Source organism: Fimbriimonas sp. LA-C6, from assembly GCF_055398105.1.
The window spans coordinates 2,780,663-2,801,325 of record NZ_AP038796.1; the positions used below are offsets into that span (position 1 = coordinate 2,780,663).

At 53.6% G+C, this 20,663-nt stretch carries 19 protein-coding genes; 8 read left to right on the forward strand and 11 right to left on the reverse strand.

Going from position 1 to position 20,663, the window contains the following annotated elements:
* Window positions 1-5 precede the first annotated feature (5 nt).
* The 7 genes from ACZ51B_RS12920 to ACZ51B_RS12950 are packed head-to-tail and all read left to right on the forward strand — an operon-like array spanning window position 6 to window position 7,896.
* Window positions 6-383 carry a response regulator gene (locus ACZ51B_RS12920; protein WP_464293745.1) on the forward strand — a complete coding sequence of 126 codons (378 nt, stop codon included), beginning with the start codon at window positions 6-8 and terminating at the stop codon, window positions 381-383.
* Window positions 380-2,347: a chemotaxis protein CheA gene (locus ACZ51B_RS12925; protein WP_464293746.1), complete on the forward strand. Its 1,968-nt coding sequence runs from the start codon at window positions 380-382 to the stop codon at window positions 2,345-2,347. Before ACZ51B_RS12920 ends, ACZ51B_RS12925 begins: the two co-directional genes overlap by 4 nt.
* 13 nt (window positions 2,348-2,360) lie before the next feature.
* Entirely contained in the window at window positions 2,361-2,852 is a 492-nt protein-coding gene (locus ACZ51B_RS12930; protein ID WP_464293747.1) for a chemotaxis protein CheW, read from the forward strand.
* A 30-nt stretch (window positions 2,853-2,882) separates the two neighbouring features.
* Window positions 2,883-5,357 (forward strand): methyl-accepting chemotaxis protein, encoded by a 2,475-nt coding sequence (locus tag ACZ51B_RS12935; protein ID WP_464293748.1) that lies wholly within the window; start codon window positions 2,883-2,885, stop codon window positions 5,355-5,357.
* Window positions 5,358-5,417: 60 nt separating this feature from the next.
* A complete protein-coding gene (locus ACZ51B_RS12940; protein WP_464293749.1) occupies window positions 5,418-6,278 on the forward strand; it encodes a CheR family methyltransferase in 861 nt (286 codons plus the stop codon).
* Entirely contained in the window at window positions 6,275-6,859 is a 585-nt protein-coding gene (locus ACZ51B_RS12945; RefSeq protein ID WP_464293750.1) for a chemotaxis protein CheD, read from the forward strand. The genes ACZ51B_RS12940 and ACZ51B_RS12945 overlap by 4 nt, the downstream gene beginning before the upstream one ends.
* Entirely contained in the window at window positions 6,856-7,896 is a 1,041-nt protein-coding gene (locus ACZ51B_RS12950; RefSeq protein WP_464293751.1) for a protein-glutamate methylesterase/protein-glutamine glutaminase, read from the forward strand. Before ACZ51B_RS12945 ends, ACZ51B_RS12950 begins: the two co-directional genes overlap by 4 nt.
* On the opposite strand, the gene tsaA is transcribed toward ACZ51B_RS12950, so the two are convergent.
* The gene (tsaA, locus tag ACZ51B_RS12955; protein ID WP_464293752.1) at window positions 7,893-8,705 is read right to left on the reverse strand and encodes a tRNA (N6-threonylcarbamoyladenosine(37)-N6)-methyltransferase TrmO; all 813 of its coding nucleotides are present in this window, start codon (window positions 8,703-8,705) and stop codon (window positions 7,893-7,895) included. The genes ACZ51B_RS12950 and tsaA overlap by 4 nt on opposite strands.
* An 84-nt stretch (window positions 8,706-8,789) precedes the next feature.
* Between tsaA and alkB the strand changes: the two genes are divergently transcribed.
* On the forward strand, window positions 8,790-9,425 hold the full coding sequence (alkB, locus tag ACZ51B_RS12960; RefSeq protein WP_464293753.1) for a DNA oxidative demethylase AlkB: 636 nt from the start codon (window positions 8,790-8,792) through the stop codon (window positions 9,423-9,425).
* Here alkB and ACZ51B_RS12965 read toward each other — a convergent pair.
* The 10 genes from ACZ51B_RS12965 to ACZ51B_RS13010 form a co-directional block, all read right to left on the reverse strand.
* Window positions 9,422-12,214, reverse strand: a complete 2,793-nt coding sequence (locus tag ACZ51B_RS12965; RefSeq protein ID WP_464293754.1) for an AfsR/SARP family transcriptional regulator — start codon at window positions 12,212-12,214, stop codon at window positions 9,422-9,424. The two genes, alkB and ACZ51B_RS12965, sit on opposite strands and share 4 nt — an antisense overlap.
* A gap of 184 nt (window positions 12,215-12,398) precedes the next feature.
* Entirely contained in the window at window positions 12,399-13,895 is a 1,497-nt protein-coding gene (locus ACZ51B_RS12970) for an alpha-N-arabinofuranosidase (RefSeq protein ID WP_464293755.1), read from the reverse strand.
* 14 nt (window positions 13,896-13,909) lie between these two features.
* Entirely contained in the window at window positions 13,910-14,722 is an 813-nt protein-coding gene (locus ACZ51B_RS12975; RefSeq protein ID WP_464293756.1) for a carbohydrate ABC transporter permease, read from the reverse strand.
* On the reverse strand, window positions 14,719-15,594 hold the full coding sequence (locus ACZ51B_RS12980; protein WP_464293757.1) for a carbohydrate ABC transporter permease: 876 nt from the start codon (window positions 15,592-15,594) through the stop codon (window positions 14,719-14,721). Before ACZ51B_RS12980 ends, ACZ51B_RS12975 begins: the two co-directional genes overlap by 4 nt.
* Window positions 15,591-16,841: an ABC transporter substrate-binding protein gene (locus tag ACZ51B_RS12985; protein ID WP_464293758.1), complete on the reverse strand. Its 1,251-nt coding sequence runs from the start codon at window positions 16,839-16,841 to the stop codon at window positions 15,591-15,593. The genes ACZ51B_RS12980 and ACZ51B_RS12985 overlap by 4 nt, the downstream gene beginning before the upstream one ends.
* Complete coding sequence (locus tag ACZ51B_RS12990; RefSeq protein WP_464293759.1) at window positions 16,838-18,148, reverse strand: arabinan endo-1,5-alpha-L-arabinosidase; 1,311 nt, start codon at window positions 18,146-18,148, stop codon at window positions 16,838-16,840. Before ACZ51B_RS12990 ends, ACZ51B_RS12985 begins: the two co-directional genes overlap by 4 nt.
* Before the next feature lie 11 nt (window positions 18,149-18,159).
* Window positions 18,160-18,390, reverse strand: coding sequence for a hypothetical protein (locus ACZ51B_RS12995; RefSeq protein ID WP_464293760.1), 231 nt, complete (start codon window positions 18,388-18,390; stop codon window positions 18,160-18,162).
* Window positions 18,391-18,458: 68 nt separating this feature from the next.
* Window positions 18,459-19,262, reverse strand: coding sequence for a prepilin-type N-terminal cleavage/methylation domain-containing protein (locus ACZ51B_RS13000; protein ID WP_464293761.1), 804 nt, complete (start codon window positions 19,260-19,262; stop codon window positions 18,459-18,461).
* A gap of 110 nt (window positions 19,263-19,372) precedes the next feature.
* Window positions 19,373-20,317 (reverse strand): ArsR/SmtB family transcription factor, encoded by a 945-nt coding sequence (locus tag ACZ51B_RS13005; protein ID WP_464293762.1) that lies wholly within the window; start codon window positions 20,315-20,317, stop codon window positions 19,373-19,375.
* 136 nt (window positions 20,318-20,453) lie between these two features.
* The gene (locus ACZ51B_RS13010; protein ID WP_464293763.1) at window positions 20,454-20,660 is read right to left on the reverse strand and encodes a hypothetical protein; all 207 of its coding nucleotides are present in this window, start codon (window positions 20,658-20,660) and stop codon (window positions 20,454-20,456) included.
* Window positions 20,661-20,663 lie beyond the last annotated feature (3 nt).

A 20,663-nucleotide genomic window follows, 5' to 3' on the forward strand; every position in this document is an offset into this window, starting at 1 on the left:
AGACCATGGCAAAACTCGCACTAGTTGTAGACGACTCCGTTTCTATGCGGCAGATGGTGAGCTTCACGCTCAAGAAGGCCGGCTTCGAGGTGATCGAAGGCGGGAACGGACAGGAAGCTCTCGATAACTTGAATAAGGCACCCAACGGAAAGGTTGACCTGATCATTACGGACTTGAACATGCCCGTGATGGATGGAATCACTTTCATTCGAAATGCTCGAACAAAGCCTGCCTTGAAGTTCACACCAATCTTGATGTTGACCACTGAGGTTGCAGAAGACAAAAAAGCTGCCGGGAAATCTGCAGGTGCTACCGGTTGGATTGTCAAGCCGTTTCAGCCAGAACAGCTCTTGCGCGTTATCGAGAAGGTTTTACCATCATGAGTATTGACGTAAGCATGTTTCAGCAGGCTTTTTTCGAGGAAGCAACTGGCCTGCTTGATGAACTTGAGACACAACTCCTGGAGCTTGAGGAGCATAAGCACGACAAAGAGCTTCTCAATACGATCTTCCGCTGTGCACACTCAATCAAAGGGGGAAGTTCGACCTTTGGTCTTCCAGCTATTGCGAACTTTACGCATGGACTAGAGTCTCTTTTGGACAAGGTTCGGTCGGGGCTGGTGCCGGTTACGCCGGAACTGTGCTCAGTGATGTTGAGTTCTCTCGACCGCATGCGCGCACTTCTCAGCGAGGCAATGGGCACGGGTGGGCCTGTTCCAGAGGATCCTGCGCTTTGCGCGGCCATAGAACGACTCACGGATTCAGAGGGTAGTTCGACAGTTACCTCCATCTCGGAAGTTGAGTCATCAACTCACGGAATGACCAGCTACAAGCTTAAAGTCGCTCCAGGCATCGACGTGATGCGAACAGGATGCGATCCTTGTATTCTGCTGTCTCAGCTACTTTCCGTATGCGAGATCAAAGAGGTTACGCGAGACGATTCTAAGATTCCTGCCCTCGAGGTGATGGACCCTGAAGCGTGTTACACCTCGTGGCTGATCGAGCTTGAGTCAACCGCAGATCGGGACGAGCTCTTAGATCCGTTCGAGTTCATTATTGACGAAAGCGACATTTCGCTGGAACCCCTTGAAGTCGATCAAGTGATCACTCGTGTGGAGGAGACGACCGGAATATCCCTTGATCGAGCAGTTCGATCGGAACCTTCGATGCTCAAGGTGAGCTCGGACAAGGTCGACCGACTTGTCGATCTCGTCGGTGAGCTTGTCATTGCACAGTCGATGTTGAATCAGGCTGCCGAGCAGGTTGAGATTGAGCGCTATCCTCGAATGGTCGAAGCAATGGCCGCCATTGAGCGATCATGCCGTGAACTGCAAGAGCGGATCATGGGTATCCGGCTCGTTCAACTGAAGCATGCACTTGCCCGATTCCCACGCCTCGTTCGTGACATCAGTTCGAACGTTGGCAAGAAGATTGAGCTGATCACGATTGGTGAGGAAACCGAACTCGACAAGACCCTGATCGAGGCACTCGGCGATCCATTGACTCACTTAGTCCGAAACTCTGTAGACCACGGACTCGAGACTCCCGAGGAGCGCAGGGCCGCCGGGAAGAGCGAGGTAGGAACCCTCAAGATTCACTCGCGCTATGAGGGGGGCAACGTCATCATCGAAGTCTCGGATGACGGCCGTGGGCTTAACAAAGACAAGATCCTTGCAAAGGCGAAGGAACGAGGTTTGCTTCAGGATGGCGAAACCCCGACCGATGATGCGATCCATGCACTCATCTTCCAACCTGGCTTCTCGACCGCGCCAAGCGTAACAGACCTGTCCGGACGTGGCGTGGGGATGGACATTGTGAGACAAGCCATCCAAGCAATGAACGGCTCAATTAGCTTGTCCACGGTCCCCGGGAACGGAACCACGTTCCGCATTCGGCTTCCATTAACGATGGCAATTCTAGAGGGATTGTCGCTCCGCATAGGAGAAGAGATCTACATTCTTCCGCTCACGAGCATCGTAGAGAGCCTTCGGCCAAAGCGTGAGGACATCACCTTGGTCGCTGGACGTCACGAGATCGTTCGCGTCCGGGGAGAAGTCCTTCGAATTCTTCGGCTCCATCAAGCTTTCAACAGCTCCTCGGCTGTTGAAGACCCCTGCGAAGGGCTTCTTGTCATCGTGGAAAGCGAGGGAGACAAGGTCGCCCTTCTTGTTGACGAATTGATCACCCAAAACCAAGCAGTCATTAAGAGCCTGGAGGCCAATTACCGAAAGGTGGACGGCATCACAGGCGCAACCATCTTGGGCGACGGAAAGGTCGCTCTTATCATCGATGTCCCCGGATTGCTCCGAGGCATGCACACGGAGGCAGGCGCGCTAGTTGCAGCCTGAGACAGTCCCGACTATGGCAACAAATTCATCTGAAGCAACTGAATCTCGCACTGGGATAGGAGCGCATACAGACCAGTTCTTAACCTTTACGGTAGCGGACGAAGAGTATGCGGTCGACATCTTGAAGGTCCAAGAGATCAAAGGATATGTTCCCACCACGCGAATCCCGAACTCTCCCTCGGACGTCGTTGGAGTTCTCAACCTTCGAGGGACGATTGTTCCGATCGTAGACATGCGCACCAAGTTCAACTTGGAGCCGATCGAATACACCCAGTTCACGGTGATCGTGGTGCTGGTCGTTGAAGGGCGGGTCATGGGGATCATCGTCGACACGGTGTCCGACGTGATGAACATTCCACCCGAGGCGATTCAGCCGCCACCCGATTTCGGCAAACGCTCCGTCACCAACTCCATCAAAGGGATGGGTGAAGTGGGCGAAAAGCTTGTGATTCTTCTCGACATAGACGCCCTTCTCTTGGGAGATAGCTCAGCACTGGCCGCCTAATTGGCCGCATCAATTAAGGAACCGCATCAAATGGCAAACACAGCAAAAGCAACTCGGCCGGTAGCAACTTCAACTTCTCCGGCACCTTCTAAGCTCAAGGCAAGTAAGCCTACAACTCCAAGCCTCAAAGTGGTCACCAACCCAGCTCAGGTCAAACAGTCGCAAGCGTTGACACAGGCTGCAAAAGCCCTTGAGCTTTCTCGGGCAGCCACACTCATCTGCGACTTGGATTGGAACATCGTGTACGCAAACAAGCGCAGTTTTGATCTCTTGGCATTCATGGAGCCCAACCTCCACAACCACTCTTCTGCGTGGCATAGCTTCCACGCCAAGGATGTGGTGGGTCTCAACCTCCAGTTCCTCTTTACGGACGAACCCGTCGCATTCCGAAACGCGACCGATCCAAGAAGCCTTCCCTATCAGGGGCTCATCAAGACTGGACCATGTACATGTGATGTTCAAGTCAGTGCGATTCAAGATGACTCCGGCAAAGTTCTGGGCTATTCCGTTGACTGGGAGCGCGTGACCGACAAACTCGCAAATGATCGTCGGATCACACAAATGCTCTCCATCTTGGAAAATGCGAATACCAACACTTTCTTGTGCGACCTGAACTGGAAAGTTCAGTACGCCAACAAGCGAAGCTTCGAAGTCCTGGAGTTCATGGAACCCAATCTTCACAAGCACGACCCAAGGTGGCAGTCCTTCCGAGCCAAGGAGATCATTGGCAAATCGATGGAGTGGCTGTTCACAGATGAACCTCACGAACTTGAAAAGGCCTCGCAGCCTCGCAATCATCCCTATCACAAGATCATCAAGACCGGTCCTTGCTTCTGTGAAGTGCTGATCAATGGCACCTACGCTGAAAACGGCGAGTTGCTTGGATATGGCGTTTCTTGGGAACGTGTGACGGATCGAGTTGCCATGGAAAAGCGGCAGGCACAGTTTGTTTCTGCGCTTGAAAATAGCAACACATGCTTCATGCTCACGGATGCCGATCTGAAACTCATCTACATGAACAAGCGGCTCACAGCAAACCTTCAGAAGTGGGAACCTGAACTCCAGAAGATCTTTGGCGCAGGTTTCCGATCAGAAGCACTGCTCGGTAGGTGTATCGACGACTTCCATAAGAACCCACAGCATCAGCGAAGAATTCTTGGGAACGAGTCGAACTTCCCAATGAATACGATGATCGAGGTCGGCCCCCTAAGGATCGAACTCTCCATCAACGTTCTCAAGTCAGAGGGCGGAACCATCGTGGGTTACAGCACGGAATGGGTAGAAGTCTCCGAACGGCTCAAAACAGAGGCAGAGTACAAGGCAGCTGTTCAGGAGATTGCCGATCGCATGGAGTTCCTACGAGGTGCATGTTCCACGGATCTTGCCAATGCGATGGAATCTCTGGCGAAGGGCGACCTAACAGTGGAACTCAAGCCGAAGACTCCGCTTCTGGACATTCCACCTCAACCTGATTTGGCGTTGATGGCGGAAACATTCAACGCACTGCGTAACCAAACAGTCAAGTCCGTAGAAGGCTACAACGAGGCCCTCGAATCACTCTCCTCACTGATCGCGGAAACTCGACAGTCCGCCGAAGGTATTGCCCGAGCTGCAAGCGAAGTTTCGTTCGGCAACGACGACCTGGCCCAGCGCACGGAAGAACAGGCTTCGAGCCTCCAAGAAACAGCGGCGAGCATGGAAGAGATGACCGCAACGGTACGGCAAAATGCTGACAATGCGCGACAGGCAAACCAGCTTGCGATCCAAGCAAGAGAGTCCGCAGAGCGTGGCGGACGCGTGGTAAGCGAGGCTGTTGAAACGATGGGCGAGATCAACAAGGCCAGTAAGCGAATCGCTGACATCATCTCGGTGATCGATGAAATCGCTTTCCAAACGAACCTATTGGCTCTCAACGCTGCTGTGGAAGCAGCTCGCGTTGGGGAACAGGGCCGAGGTTTCGCGGTTGTCGCAGGCGAAGTTCGCAACCTCGCAGGGCGAAGTGCGACGGCTGCCAAAGAGATCAAAGCGCTCGTTCAGGACTCCGTTCAGAAGGTCCAAGACGGAAGCACACTCGTGAATCAAAGTGGCCAGCAACTCGATGAGATCATGACCTCTGTGAAGAAGGTTACAGACATCATTGCCGAGATCACAGCAGCCGCCCAGGAGCAGTCCGAGGGCATTGAGCAGGTCAACAAGGCGATCATCCAGATGGATCAGATCACCCAGCAGAACGCCGCTCTTGTAGAGGAGGCTTCGGCGACAAGTGAATCCATGAACCAGCAGGCGATTAGTCTGCAGGAGCTCGTAGGGAAATTCACGCTGAGCCCTTCGAAGCTGGCGACGCTCCAATTGGAGAAACCAGCTCCGGCGGCAGCACGCCCGGCACCGCGACCAGCTGCGGCCCGCCCGGCAGCTCCCGTACGCAAAACAGCTGCACCGGTTGCCCCAGCGCGACCAGCACGGACCGCAAAGGTTGAAGCTTTCGACGAATTCGAAGAATTCTAAGCTAAACCTCTCGTCAACACTACGGATGCCAGGCACTCCTGGCATCCCCAGAAATCTCTTATGGAACCCTACGAACTCACTGACGAGGCCTTTGAAAGGTTTCGAAGCCTGGTTTACAGCCGCACCGGTATTTCCCTCGCTTCCACCAAGCGACAGCTCTTGCACTCAAGGCTGCAGCGGAGAATCAGGGCGCTCCACTTGAACGGGTTCGATGACTATTACCAGCATCTGCTAAAGGTGTCCGATAAAGATCCTGAGGCGGTTGAGTTCATCAACGCGGTGACTACGAATAAGACCGACTTCTTCCGCGAGCCCCACCACTTTCAGTTTGCAACCGAGACGGTAATTCCAGAACTCATCGCTCGTGGACAAAGCTCGCTTCGCGTGTGGCACGCGGGCTGTTCTACGGGAGAAGAGCCTTACACCTTGGGCATGGCGTTTCGAGAAGCAGGGCTTGACCAAAGAATCGACATCAAACAACTTGCCTCCGACATCGACACCCGGGTTCTGGAGCACGCAAAGACAGGAATCTACGCGGAGGACCGTGTGCAAACAATTTCCGAAACACTCTTGAGAAAGTGGTTCCTGCGTGGGAAAGGCACTCAAGCAGGCAGCTATCGAGTTCGCCCCGAACTACAGACCTCCATCACGTTTCGACGAATCAATCTCATAGAGCAACCGTGGCCCATAAAATCGTCCGTCCGCTTTGATATTATCTTCTGTCGCAACGTCCTCATCTACTTCGACAGACCCACGCAGGAAGTTCTCGTCCGAGGCTTCCTCGAACGGTTGCAGCCCGGCGGCTACCTGTTCTTAGGTCACTCAGAATCGCTGCATTCAATGCTCGGGGAATTTACAAGTCTTGGACATACCATTTATCGTGCGGAGCGCTCCATCGCATACAGCAGGTATGCGGCATGACTGCGGCACATACGCACCATGAGCTTCCCCTTGAGACGATTTATATAGGTGGGCTAGTCGCGAGCCAAGATCCGATGGTCGTACGGACGGTTCTCGGGTCCTGTGTTGCCGTCTGCCTTCGGGATCCCTATTTGCGAATTGGTGGCATGAACCACTTTATCCTCCCTATGTCCGTAGGCGGTTTGGCCCGAGCATCTAACTATGGGATTCATGCCATGGAACTCTTGATCAACGAATGCATGCATCTTGGTGCTTACAGATCGCGCCTTGAAGCCAAAGTTTTTGGGGGAGGCAAAGTTCTCAATACTGGGTCAGTCGGTGTCAATGTTGCCGATCTCAATGTCGAGTTCGCCATGAACTTCCTGAGAACCGAAAGCATTAAAGTCGTTGCTTCGGATGTGGGCGGCTTTGCAGCTCGAGAAATACGCTTTCAGACCGACTCGGGCAGAGTACGCCTCCGTAGATACGCGGAGACTGGCCTCACACCGGAGATGCGAACATGTATCCGCCAAGCGCTGAACGCTCCACCTCCAGAAACACACGACAACGACGACAACGTCACGCTATTTATTGAGCCATGAAAAAACGTATCCGTGTCCTAATCGTAGACGACAGCGCCTCCATGCGTCGTCTGCTGGCAACGATTCTAGCCAGCGATCCCTGCATCGAAGTGATCGGATCCGCTCCCGACCCCTACATCGCGCGTGAGAAGATCAAGAGTCTCAACCCCGATGTCATCACCCTCGATGTCGAGATGCCCAGAATGGACGGACTCACGTTCCTACAGAAACTCATGAGGGGCCACCCCATGCCTGTGGTGATGATTTCATCGCTCACGCAAAAAGGGGCTGACACGACTCTAGAGGCGCTTGAGTTAGGCGCAGTGGACTTTATCGCCAAGCCCACGATCGACACACTTACCGGAATAGAGGAAGCGGGCAAGCTGATTTGCGAAAAAGTGAAGAGTGCCGCACATGTCCGCGTCCGTGGGCAACAAGCGGACTACACAGAGACTGAAAGACCCAAAGTCTCCCAAGTAAGACTTACTCATAAAGTGATTGCGATTGGAGCGTCGACAGGGGGAACAGAAGCGATTCGCGAAGTGCTGACAGCCATGCCCGCCAATTCCCCTGGAATCGTGGTAGTCCAACATATGCCACCGGGCTTTACCGCTTCCTTTGCTGAACGACTCAATGCAGCATGCGAAATCAACGTCACAGAAGCCCGTGACGGTGACCGAATCCTGCCGGGACATGCGCTGATCGCTCCTGGTGACTTCCAGACCGAAGTAGTAGTCTCGGGCGCCATGGCGTCTGTGCGAGTCTCAAAAGCTGAACGTGTCAATCTGCATCGACCCTCCGTTGACGTGCTGTTCAGTTCATGTTCCAGGAGCCTAGGACGCAACGTGGTTGGCGCAATCTTAACCGGGATGGGCGCAGACGGAGCCGAGGGAATGCTCCAAATGCGACAAGCAGGTGCTTTCACGATCGCGCAGGATGAAGCCACATGTGTGGTGTATGGGATGCCTCGTCAAGCCGTGGAAATCGGAGCGGCAGCTCAGATTCTTCCGCTCGGTAGCATCGCAGAAGGACTCATCTCTGCGTGCAACGCCGCTTAAGTGGAAAACACTTGGGCAAACTCGATTTGCGCCTGCCGGTCAGGGAGATTCACCCTGTTTGGCGCACTCAGCGAGTCCTCTGAATAGCCATTCCCGATTCTTTCCACGTGAACCGTCTGCCCATGAACTGAGAAGTAGATCCTCCATGGACCACATGCAAGCCTAAACAGATTGGGTTCTATTTTGAGGATCCGGCGTGTTCTGTGTGGCTTAGGATCGATGCTCAGAAGTTCAAAGGCACGCGCAGCAAACTCTATCTGCCAGTGTGTTCGGAGCCATTCTATTTGAGTTTGTGCGAGCTCTGACACTTCAACTTCAAATCGCGGAGACGATGCGATCTCCTCTTCAATCTCTCCCACCCAACCCAGTCCGCTCTCTGGAAAGGCATCGACTGTGCGAATGTACGGCTTGATGTCGAGGATAGGTGTCCCGTCAACCAAGTCCAGCGGACCAACGGTGAGAGTGAGATCTTTCACTTCCAACAAAGGAACACACGTCAACCCAATAGGATTGGGGCGGTGAGGCGACCGTGTGGCAAACACCCCTCGACGCTTCGCAGGTCCCCGTGGCGGCAAAGCACGAGGGCGCCAAGTCTTGTTCTTATCAAACCACCAAATCAGCCAGATCCTGTCAAAACCAGCAAGGTCCTGTAAAGCCAATTCAAACTGCATGCCTGGGTTCAAAACGATGCGATTCGTCTCCACTGAGGCTGCATTGGGCTGGTGTGGAGTGTCGAATTTGAGCCGGCTTTCGTTCTGCACGTAACCGATTGGTTCAACTGTTAGGTGGCGGGATTCCCGGTGATTCATAGATATGTATAAGATCCTGTCCTATATCTCGCAACGATGAAACGCACGCAAGTATACGGGCATATGAATAAGTATGGAGCGTGAATGACGGTCAGTTTGTTTGAAGAGGAAATAGAATCCTTAGCCCCCGGTGCAGTGCTGCTACGCGGCCTTGCGTTGCCTCTAGAAGAGCAGATCCTCGCTGAAATCGACCAGATAGTGGAAGTAGCACCATTCAGGCACATGATTACGCCTGGAGGGTTCCGAATGTCGGTCGCCATGACCAGCTGTGGAGACTTCGGCTGGGTCACCGATAGTCGCGGCTATCGCTACGAAGCCAAAGATCCGGTAAGCGGTAAACCCTGGCCAGAGATGCCAGAATCCCTCATGAAGCTGGCCACCTCGGCAGCAAAGACCGCTGGATATGATGACTTCAACCCCGACTCTTGCCTTATCAACTGTTATGAACCAGGTGCCAAGATGTCGCTTCATCAAGATAAGGATGAGAAAAACCTTGGTGCGCCTATTGTTTCCGTATCGCTAGGTCTCCCCTCAACGTTCTTATTCGGTGGCTTGGAGCGGACCGACAAGACGCAAAAGATCTTGCTGACCCATGGCGACGTGGTGGTTTGGGGCGGCCCCTCAAGGCTTTACTACCATGGCATCGCTGCTCTCAAAGACGGGATTCACGAGAAGGTAGGGCGTCGAAGACTTAACCTGACCTTCCGACGTGCTGTCTAATTGATTCCCATTTTATGTTTGAGAGCGTTCACGAGCTGCGTGAGTTGCTCTACCTCGGAAGACCGGTTGCGATCCTCCGCCATCTTACAAAACGAATGGGCCTGAGCGAGATGCTCCTGACGCCAGTGCAAGTCAGCCAGCCGAACGAGCGTCATGGTCCCCAGCTTGGATGCTCCGGCTAGCTGATGCAGCCTCCAAGCCTCATTCAGTGATCGCTCCGCACCTGAATAGTCACCCAGTTCCGTCATGATCGCTCCTCTTAAGCTTAGGGGCCATTCGAGCGCCAAATCGTCTGCGTCATCACCTCGGATCGCGATCGACTCCTCGATATATCGAAGGGCGGCCATGAAGTCACCCCGTCTTAGCTCAACTTCCGCCAACATGTTGAGGTTCCAGATTCTTGAATAGCGGTCACTATCTGGTTTACAGCTATCGATTGCCTCTTTGAAATACTTAGCCGCTCGGTCAACTTCCCCGACCTCCAGGTAAAGAGCACCAAGGCTTCCGATGCACCAAAGACACTCCGCATGAAGTCCCATCTGCGTATTGATCTCTAACGCCTCCTGGGTAAGCCGCAACGAGGCTTCAAAGTCTCCACGCTCCCGTGCGAGGTAGCCCAAGCTTCCAATACACTGTGCTTCTGCCGCCCTGTTTCCAGTTGTTCTGAAGAGCTCGAGGGCCATCTCAAACATCTCTGAGGCGACCTGAATCTTGCCCTGGTTCGCTTTCAATTCAGCGCGATGTCTCAGGGAGTCGGCCTTCCAAGCGAGAATTCCCAGCGACTCAGCCATCTCCTCCGCCCGCTCAAACAGTTGTTCTGCTTCATCCAGCCGACTGAGAAGGTGCGCGGCATTCGCAGTCGCAAAGAGCGCAGAAACCGACTCCTCATCTGGGGCAATATCAATGCTGGTCAGTTGCCTTCCATACGCAAACAGCTCGGACATCCGGCCGACCCTTCTCCAGAAGTCGTAGCAGCGATTGTAGAGTCGCAAGACATCGCCCAATAGCTGTCGATCACGAATCTGCAAAGGAAGTTCGAATGCGCGTCTCAGGTTGGGAGACTCATCTGAAAACCACGTTGATATGTCATCTACTGCAGGAATCGTTTCGTAGTAGTAAGACACGAACCGGCGTGCCCAAGCTTTGTCCGGCTTCGACAACCTTTGGCCATAGCTCCTGACCGTTTCGAGACAACGGTAACGCTCTCCCGACCGCGATACAAGATCCAGTTCAATGAGCTTCTCTAAATTCTCAAGGCTAAAGTGAGGAGAGATGGAAGCGCAAGCCTCCTGCGTCCAACTTGCCGGAAACCAGGCGATATCCCGAAAGAGGGACTGTTGCTCTTCTGAAAGCGCCTCATATGTCCAGTCAAGAATCTCAACGAGTGCTCTGGTCGAGTTCCACTTCTTCAGGAACGTAAATTGGTCGGTCAGCCGTTGTTCTATCTGGGCGGCAGAGAAGCTACGAAGCCTCGCCGCAGCCAATTCAATCGCAAGCGGCATACCGTCGAGTCTCCTACAGATACTCATGACAGCAACGGCATTCAGCGGAGATAGCGCGAAATCAGGATCGACATCGGTAGCTCGTTCCACAAATAACTCCACGGCCTCGCTGGAAAGCAACGCCGGTATGTTCGCGTCTTCCCGCGGCACGTTGAGAGGCTTGAGGTGATAGGTTCTAATTCCAAGCCATTCTGGACGTATCCGACTTGTGACCAAAAGATGCAAGGAAGGAAACTCATGAATAAGATGCGCAACTAGATCCCCGCAGAGTTCAAGTTTGTCCTCTGCATTATCGAGAAGTACCAGCGCTTCGGGACCAAGAGATCGGAGCGATTCTAGCGAGTCCTCCAGGGAAGTCAATGTTGAGACGTCAACTCCAAAGGCTTTTGGAGTTTGCCCCACAATCTCCATGGCGATCCGGGTTTTGCCAACGCCCCCTAGGCCCACAATAACAACGACCCGAGATAAGGAAAGCGCCTCCTGAATTAACTCAACATCCCGGGTTCTCCCAATGAGATGGGTTAAAGGTGGGACGATTTTATCGACTCTTGGCGTTTGAGCCGCTTCAGCAGTCGTCTGCTCTAGCTGGGTGAGCTTTGATAGACCCATCAAGCGATGATAAAGCTGCGTCGTTTCCTGGGCCGGTTCGATGCCGTACTCGGCCGCAAGACGTGTCCGCAACGATCGATAGAGCCTGGAAACCCCAACGAAATCTCCACACTCCGAGAGAATCGACATGAGCTCCCGACACCCATCTTCACGTGTCTGCTCAATAGAAAGCATACGCTGCAACGAGTCGCGCGCAACTTCCGTGTTTCCTGCTTCCTTTTGCTTCTTCGCAAACTCAAAGAGACTCGCGATGAACTGCTGATGGGCATGCTCGGCCAAGGCCTCCATGTAGAAAGTTCGCTTGCCTATGACCAGTTGCCCTGCGTACTCGCGACCTGCCTCCGCACCGCCTTTCAAAAACTCCAAGTAGTCACAACGGCAGTTTGTTAAATCCAAGGTGAGGTCCGCCTGGAGTCTTTCGCGCTCATTGCCGAGAAACGTGCGCAACTGACTTAGAGCTCTCCTCAGGTAATAGTCGGCTGTCTCAGGAGCCGTATCGGGCCAGATGGCAGACGCAAGAACTTCCCGTGAGGGACATTGATCTTGATGAGAGATTAGAAGCAGCAGAAGCGATTGCACTGCCTTGGGGACCCCAGAGACCGGGACACCGCCTACTTTTAGGGCGAAAGAACCGAAAAGGCGGATCTCAATGGGTGTGGCTGGAGATCCGGAAGTCATGAGTGGCTGCGACCTTGGCGAGCCCTCTCACTCACCGTCCCGATTCAACTCTTTCAAGTTTGTCACAAGATTTGTCACAGACAGACGATAAAGTCAGATCTGACATTGGATTGTTTTAATTAGAGGAGATCCGCTCTATGCTTTTGGGCAGCGCTATTCCCGGAATTGCGCTGCCCACTCGCCCTTAAGCCAACGTAAACGTACCGGCATAAACCGACATCGGAGGGAGCGTCACGACCGCATCCGAAGACACGATAGAAACCTCTGAGTGAGTTCTACTCACAATCTTGTTTGGCTCCTCGAACGTGTTCGTCGCATTCGGATCTTCCCCAGTCACTATCTCACCCGAGACAAGACTGACAATCTCCGCACCGGCAGGCTTGATACGAACCTCCATCGGCTGATCCAAATGTCGATTCACCGCAAACACATGAAGCTGTTTGCCATCGAGAATGGCGCTCGCATCAATGTAGCTCGTCGTGCCGTACTTCTTCGATTCGTAAGCGGGCCCTTCTACAGCAACTTTCAGCGCCTCCCCCGTACGCCGCTTCGAGTACATCTCGAATGGATAGAAAATGGTCTGGAGCAACATGTCATCGCCCTTCGTCAGGATTGGCGCAATGACGTTCACGATCTGGGCGATGTTCGCGATCTTAACTGAGTCCGCGTGACGGATAAAGCTGTTCAAAAAGCCAGCTACGACCAATGCGTCTTCCAGGTTGTACTTCTCTTCAAGCAACGGTGGCGCGAACTTGCCATTCCCGTCCACATGCTCCCCATGGCGTGCTCGGTACCAAACATTCCACTCGTCAAAGCTCAGATACACTCGCTTCTTCGTGCGTAACATGCTGTGCATCGCTCGACAAAGCGCATCCGTACCCTCAATCTGCCGGTCAACACCTGTTAGACAAGCCAGGTATTCAAGCGTGTCGCCCTCCGTGTTGCCTACATAGCAGTGAAGGCTGAGATACTCCGCGTCATCTCGCATGTGCGCCAACACTTTGCGGTCCCAGTCCAGATAAGTCGGAAGATCAGGAGCACACGAGCCACACACAACCAACTCCACTGTCGGGTCCACCATCTTCATCATGCGCGCTGTCTGTTGCGCATTAATCGCGTAGTGCTCAGCCGGCACGTGCCCAATCTGCCAAGGACCGTCCATCTCATTGCCCAGACACCACAGCTTCACCCCGTGCGCCTTCTCCACGCCATGCTCCCGGCGCAGGTCGGCCCACTTTGAACCCGATTCAATGTTGCAGTACTCCAACCAGTTCCGCGCTTCTTCAGGCGTTCCCGTACCAAGATTGATCGCCATCATGGGCGTCCAGTTCATGCGTCTTGCCAATTCGAGGAACTCATTGGTGCCAAACGCGTTGGTCTCGATGCTCTGCCAGGCCAGGTCCCGCACGGTTGGCCTCTTCTCGCGCGGACCGACGCCGTCCAGCCAATGGTAGCCGCTCACAAAGTTGCCACCGGGATAGCGCATGGCCGTGAAATCTAGCCGCTTCAATGCAGCCGATACGTCCTTTCGCACGCCGATGTCGTCGGCGTGAATGCTCTCTGGTTTATACACACCGTCGTTCACGGCGCGTCCCATGTGCTCAAGGAACCCGCCGAAAACGCGGGGATCAACCTGGTCGATAACGAACGAAGTATGCAAATGAATGGTGGTTTGATTCATGGTGGTGTGGGACGTCAGTCTTTTAAACCCGTCGAAGTCATGCTCTCAACAATTTGCCTTTGGAAGAGAGTAAAGATGATAAGAAGTGGCAGCGTCGCCAACACACTGGTCGCTAAGGTGAGTCCATATTCCGTGTAGTAAGAGGTCTGGTACAACGCGATACCCACCGGGAGGGTGTAGTTGCGAGTTGAATCCATAAAGATCAGTGGGCCTAAAAAGTCGTTCCAAGAACCGATGAAGGTGAAAATCCCAAGCGTTGCGACAGCTGGACCACACAGCGGCAAAGTCACCTGGAGAAAAGCCTCAAACGAGTTGCAACCGTCCAACACCGCTGCCTCCTCAATCTCCTTGGGCACAGCCCGCATGAACTGAGAGAGCATAAAGACTCCAAAGCCTCCCGCCGTAGCTGGGACAATCAGAGCCGCAGGAGTATCTAGCCAGTGCAACTTGCTCAAGATCAGATACAACGGAACCAAAAAGAGCTGGCCGGGCACCATCATGGAAGCGACAACCATTCCCAAGAACGCCTCGCCTCCTCGTACCTTGAGGCGAACGATCGCATAAGCAGCCATGGAAGCAAAAACGATCACCAGGAAGGTGACGCTTGAGGAGATAAAGACGCTGTTCGCCAGCCACTGCCCAAACGGCGCCTCCTCTTTCCAGCCAAGAATGTGTTGGTAGTTGGACAGCGTCCAGTGACGCGGAAATGGGGACTCTGGGTTCAACACTTCCGATTCAGGTTTGAACGAAGTGAGAAACATGAGAACGATCGGGGACAAGAAAATCACCCCTAACAGCCACATCCCAATGGCATTCACCTTCTTCATGCCACGCTCCGCCTCAGCATCGTCCACTGAGCAAGAGCAAGCACTGCGATGATGGCAAACAGAATCCAACTCATCGCAGCGGCATAGCCTAAACGGTAGAAGTTGAAAGCGTTCTCATAGATGTATTGCACCAAGCCCCGAGTCGCCAGCTCCGGACCTCCGCGCGTGAGAAGGAAGGGCTGACCAAACACCTGGAAGGCTCCAATGGTATTGGTGACCACCACGAACAGCATCACCGGACGAAGTAACGGGAGCGTAATCTGGGTGAACAACGCCTTCGTCGAGGCCCCATCTAACGCCGCAGCCTCCACAATCTGCCTCGGAATCTGTTGCACCGCAGCCAACAAGATCACGGTTGTCCCGCCCATGGTCCACCAAAGGCTCATCAACACAATGCTGGGCATGGCAAAGCCCTTGTCCGACAACCAAGGCTGCCCAGGCAAACCCGCCAACTTGAGCAGATGATTGAACAATCCGAATTCGCCATTGTAGAACCACTGCCACAGAATGGCTGTGACGGCAACGTTGAACATTCCAGGCAAAAACAGGAGCGCCCGAACAGTCGTCCGACCCCGAGACATCGCGTTCAGCCCCAGCGCAGCCCCCAAAGACGCCACAAGCAAGCCAGGAATCATCAAGACCACGTAGCTCAAGGTAGCTTTCAGTGCTTTGAGAAAGTAAGGGTCCTTCAGAGCCTCTTGGAAGTTCTTCAGCCCTACGTAGTGAATGCTACTACGATCGGTTAGATCGTATTGCATCACAGATAGGTAGAGCGCGACGCCAATCGGCACAAGGATGAAGCACACAAACGAAAGAGCGTAAGGCATCAGGAACAGATAGTTCAGCCAAGACCGCTTCATCCGCCTGCTCATGAATGCGACTCCCGACGAAACCGGTCGATCGCTTTTTGTGCATTCTGATTCGCCGTGGTAAGCGCCTGCAAAGCGGACTCCCGTCCCCGAATCACCTTCTCCACCGCCAGCTGAATCTCAAGACTGAGCTCGAATAGAACCGGCGTCCTTGGGGGATACATCATGTGCGGGATCTGCTTCGAAAACGCATACTGCACCTGCATCTTCTTAAACTCAGGATTCTCCCGAACACTCTTTCGTGCAGGGACCTGACCCGCATCTGCCCAAGCCAAACTGTGCGCCGACAGGTACTTCACAAACCGCTTCACCGCATCTTGCTTCTCCCTACTCAGCCCCGAGCGCATGCACATCACGTGAGAGTCCGCCATGGTTCCGGGCTGCTTACCCAGAGTCGGAATGGGAACTCCCTCGTACTCAAGATCGTTCAACCGCTTGAGGTCGCCCACCATGTACACGCCGTCCCAAACCATGGAAACCTTCGCCTGACGGTATCCCACCCACCCCAGACCATTCTCCGGAGGCGGGGTCAACTTGTTCTTGACAAGCGAGGCAAGGAACTCGAGTGCTGCGACATTGTTGGGATTGTTGAGGTCGGCGTTACCCTTCTCGTCCAGATAATGCCCCCCAAACTGAGGAATAAGAGCCTGAAAGTTGTTCTGCCAAAGCGTCAGAGCAAAGCCCCATGTTGAGGATGTCTTCGTCGCGCGAATCGCCTTCAAAAACTCATCCTTGTTCGTAGGAGGCTTCGAAATTCCAGCCTCGCGCAGCAGCTTCTTGTTGCAAAACATCCCTTGTGGGTGGATGTCGAGCGGCACTCCCACGTTCTTGCCATCGAACAGCGTCTGATCCAGCACATAAGGCTCGAAGTCTGTCCGGGGGATACCGCTTGCTCCATCAAATAGTGAGGACAGATCCGCGATGAATCCAGCATTGTGCATCCGCGGGAGCGTGCTGGCATGAACAATGAAAAGCTCTGGCCCGCGATCGTCCACTGCCGCCACCATCAGCTTGTTGTAGTAAGTCGCCCAGTCCATCCGCTGCATGGACACGTTCACATCGGGATTTTCTCGATTGAACTCGCGAATCATCCCGAGCATCGTACGACCGTCTGGTCCGGTGAAACCGTTCCAAAAACTGATCTCCACGTGCTTACGTCCGGCAACCGCAGGAGCAAGGTTTCCCGAGCGCAACAGCCCCATGGCAACACATCCGAGCCCAAACAGCCCAAGCGCGAGCTTTGGACTCACAGCCCCGCCCGAATTGCCCGAACAACCATCCCCGTTTGGTTTCGGCCCACGTAGTAATTTCCGTTGTAGAAAAGCTTCACCCGGTCCGTCCAGTATCCTCCAGGTGCGTCTTTTTGGGGCCAATTTAGCTCAAGCAGCTCGTTTTCCTGCTTCCAGGTCCCGTTGCCTTGCGCTGACGTAAATGTATGATCCGCCTTAAACTCAACCTCAGACGGCTCCGTAAAATTGGATTGGTGAATCCAATTTCCAACCACCGACTGCGAGACTGGAAGGACCTTTTGACCGAGCCATTCCACTGGTAGCCCAGGCAAAGGCCAGCCATCGGGTGACCACTTTATCTCACGTACTTGAAGAGTAGGCAGCCCCCATTTCCCATCGGTCCAATAGTGCCGACAGTCATAGAAGTGATACGGCATGATCCAGTTGCCGGCGGCATCTTGGGTGAGATCACAGTGACCTGGCGAGATCATAGGTGCTGAAGTCTTCAGCACGTTCAGGTGCCCACCCTCCGCCATCGACTTACCCTCAGCGTCCAAAAATGGCCCAGTAGGCGACTTCGACCTACCCACCATGATCTCGTAGGTGCTTCGAATCCCCTGTGCCGCTAAACCATAGGATACGAGCAGGTAGTAATAGTCCGCGTGTCGCTTCACGGCTGCACCTTCCAGTGCATTTACTTTGCTGCCCGTATTCTTAGCTACTAATACTGGCTTGCCCGGAAGAAGTTTGCCAGTCTTCGGGTCCATACCCACCACATAGATCCCCCCAAAATAGGACCCAAAAAACATCCAGTGCTTCCCATCCTCATCAATCAGCACTTCAGGGTCGATGGCGTTGTACACATCTCTACCTGGGTTGCTCTCAAGGATAAGACCACGGTCCACCCACCCTTTCGTAGGGTTATTGGTATCAAAATGCTCACATTCTGCGACTCCAATAACCGACTTATTGGTCCCGAAATCGCTTGCACAGTAGATCATCCTGAGCTTGTCGCCAAGCACCACAATGTCTGGTGCCCAGATGGATTGATGCGTATATCGCTTCTGCAACCAGCCAGGGAAATCAGTAAGAACCGGTCCCCAAACTTTCCATTCAAGCATGTCCTTCGAGGTGCGAACCACCCCAAATCCATTACCGCTTGTACTGAAGCAGACGTATTGCCCCTGAAAGAACACGATGGTCGGATCGTGCACGTGCTCCGCGTGAATGGCATGCGCGCCATCACCCGGAAAAGCAGCATCATCCACCAACTTCGATTGAAGAGGAGACAGAGTCGCGATCATGGTGCTCAAAAACAGGGAAATCAAAGAGAAGCTTCCTACCGAGGCTGGCCGGATCCGCCATAAGCCTCTGCACCCGGCGTCCCAGGAGGAGGGCCGGCTTTAGGTGCACCTGGAGCCGCGGAGCCTGTGCCAGATTTCTGGTTAGAAAGAGCCTTGTTCATCCTGTTCAGGTTGTCCTGCTCCTCACGGTCGGCACACCCAACAGTGCCCATAGCAATGACGACAAGGGCTACCCCACTGAGTGTTGCTTTGATGGATAGATTCATGTTTTGTTCAAAAGGAAGACTGAGGTGAAGAAGTCCCAGTTTCAAGCTGGGACTTTCATGCAAGCGGACTACTTGAGCGCGCTAACGTCGCAAGTACCCCAAGACCACCAGTAGTTGGGATTCTTATCGGGGTCGGTAAGGGTTGTCGTGTTGGGAACAGTCCCACCAGTTGGACCGTACGCGTTGACGTCGCTGCTTACGCCGAACATGGCAAACGTCACACCGGTTCGCTTCACATACTTGGCATGCCCATCACCGAATGCGTAGTTGTCGCCCTTGCTGTGGTTTCCGCCCATCCAACTCAAGTCGATGCCATTACAGTTGTTGTTGGAGCGATCAAAAATGGTTGGTTGCATGTAAGCATCGCGCGAAGTACCGCCCGTTCCTTGAAGCACGATCAGATTCGCAGTGTTGCTGACACTGGTCATCGACTTACCGACAACGGCACCGTTGTACGCATAACTGGCGTTTCCTCCGCCGGAGACATCCAATGCACTCCACGGAGTCCCCGTCACCTTAGGCGCAGACGGGCAAGTGTAAATCGGCAGGTTCTTCACGTATGGATAGATTTCCGAAGCCCAGTTCTGATTCACAGCAGGGTCGTTCCAGCCTTTGGGCAGGTTTTCACCGGCAGTCCAATCCCAGAAATTCCAGTCAGGACGCCAATACGTGTTGGGGTAAGTGTCGTCTACGTCACCTGCGTACATAAAAATGCCGAGCGACAACTGTTTGGCGTTGGAAAGGCAAGAAGCCTTCTTGGCGGCGGCCTTTGCTTGAGCGAAAACGGGGAAAAGAATGGCAGCTAAGATCGCGATGATCGCAATCACAACAAGTAATTCAATGAGCGTAAACGCTCGCTTTTCAATTTTCATATCTATACCTCGACAATGAGATAGACAGCCGGGAATGACCACGTCATCGGGTTGCTATGGAAACATCGTAACACGATCCATAGCCAAATGAGAATATCAATCGCTAATTTTTATTTACTTCCGGTATTTGCTTTGGGAAGCACGTAGTGAAGACGCAACAACAAGTCCTGTTCATAGTTTCCAAAACCCTTGCCAAACAGAGTAAAGCCACCCTGGTTCCTAGAGTTAGGGTTCACACCAATCCTCACCCGCAAGGGCTGCCAGGGGCGGATGCCAAGTTCGGAAATCTTCACTGGAGAGATCGACACTCCATCGATGGAGGTCCCCTCTGCTCCAACTTGCCACACCTTCAGGAGTCCGCTCTGGTTAAGATTGTCGTGCCACCAGGCCGGATTCAGCCGACCGCGGACGCCTCCAAAATCACCTGGTGAGTTCCAGGTTCCGATCTCCTTGTCATTCAGCCAGATCGTAATGTCCGACTGATAATCGTTGTTATAACCCGGAGCCTCGGAGCATAGCTCCATGGAAAGATCGATCTCGGTAATGTCTGCCTCAAGCGGTATCGAGTTCGTAAAGATGTACTCCACATAACCGCCACCAGCCCAAAGAATCTCAGCGGAAGCCCTCTCCGGGAGATAAAAAGCAACGGGATTATCGAGATGACCAATAAACCGCTCCCGGTTTGCCAGGCCGCAGGTCGGCGTCACCTCGGCATGGGTGTACATGCCTATCGGAACCTCAATCTCGGCGACGTTCTCTTCGTGGTTCGTTCGCCCTGCCATCTCGATCAGTAGCCGATCATGAACCCTGCGACACCGCTTTTGAGTTCCCGCTGGCCCCGCAAGATATTCGCTCACCACCAGGCCCGCCTCTTCTAAAATCTGGACATGCTTCGTAATACTTGGCTGAGCCAAACCAAGCGCGGTGCTCAGCTCCTGGATATTCATATTGCGCTCAGCGAGCAGTTCAATAATCTTGGCGCGCGATTCGGATGCCAGAGCGCGGAATACGTTAACGCTCTCCGTTGCGGAAAGTTCTTTGATGTGATACGGCATGTTGGGCGCGCGGAGTAGCGTCGAATGCAATCTCCAACTGGACTATACACCTTGTGTAGCCATATCAGCGACCTAACCCAAAGGGTCCTCTCTCCGGCCAGCAAGTGGTGTGACCGGAGGAGAGGACCCAGAGTCTTTAGAAGTGCGAGACTTCTTCGATCATTTTCAGAATCCCAGGCATGATCTCCCCAGGATTCTCACTCTCGGCGCAACCACTCCTTGGAGTGTTCGCCACCATGTAATCGGACAGGATTTCGAGATTTGACTGAATCTCAGTGACATACGTGAGAATCAAATCAAGATTGCTCATCACCTGTTCGACATCCGCGTTAACTGATTCCATCAC